Genomic DNA, 947 nt, shown 5'->3' with positions numbered 1-947 from the left:
AGCAGCACCCTGCCGGCCCTGACTGACGGCAGCCACAGCATCACCACCACGGTCACTGATGCCGCCGGTAACACCAGTCAGCCTTCGGCGGCTATTCCTGTCACGGTCGAGACCACGGCACCGGCAGCAGCCGGTGATGTCGAACTGACCGACGGTAGCGGTAAGAATCTGGCCGGAGCGGAGACAAATGACTCTACTCCGGTCCTGAAAGGGACCGCGGCAGCCGGCGACACCGTCACTATCCTCGACAACGGTAAAGCCATCGGTACCGCCACGGCAGGCAGCGACGGCAGCTGGAGCAGCACCCTGCCGGCCCTGGCCGGCGGCAGCCACAGTATCACCACCACGGTCACCGATGCCGCCGGTAACACCAGTCAGCCTTCGGCGGCTATTCCTGTCACGGTCGAGACCACGGCGCCGGCAGCAGCAGCCAACGTGACGCTGACCGATTCCGCCGGAGGCGATCTCAGCGGGAAGACCAGTAACGATGCCACCCCGATCCTCAAAGGCACCGCAGCAGCCGGCGACACCGTCACTATCCTCGACAACGGTAAAGCCATCGGTACCGCCACGGCAGGCAGCGACGGCAGCTGGAGCAGCACCCTGCCGGCCCTGACTGACGGCAGCCACAGTATCACCACCACGGTCACCGATGCCGCCGGCAATACCAGCCAGCCTTCGGCCGCCATTCCTGTCACGATCGAGACCACGGCACCGGCAGAAGCAGGCGATATCAGCCTGACCGATTCCGCCGGGGACGATCTGAGCGGGAAAGCCAGTAACGATGCCACCCCGATCCTGAAAGGGACCGCGGCAGCCGGCGACACCGTCACTATCCTCGACAACGGTAAAGCCATCGGCACCGCCACCGCGGGCAGCGACGGCAGCTGGAGCAGCACCCTGCCGGCCCTGGCCGGCGGCAGCCACAGTATCACCACCACGGTCAC

1 protein-coding gene is annotated in these 947 nt (G+C 66.0%); it reads left to right on the top strand.

All coding sequences use genetic code 11. The features are described from left to right. Nucleotides 1-947, top strand: a 947-nt coding sequence (locus tag ABD035_RS05225; protein ID WP_343868281.1) for an Ig-like domain-containing protein, incomplete at both ends; no start/stop codon positions are given.

Source organism: Tatumella terrea, from assembly GCF_039523755.1.
GTDB lineage: Bacteria > Pseudomonadota > Gammaproteobacteria > Enterobacterales > Enterobacteriaceae > Tatumella > Tatumella terrea.
The sequence above is the reverse complement of the archived record's forward strand: the minus strand, read 5'-3'. Positions and strand labels throughout refer to the sequence as shown.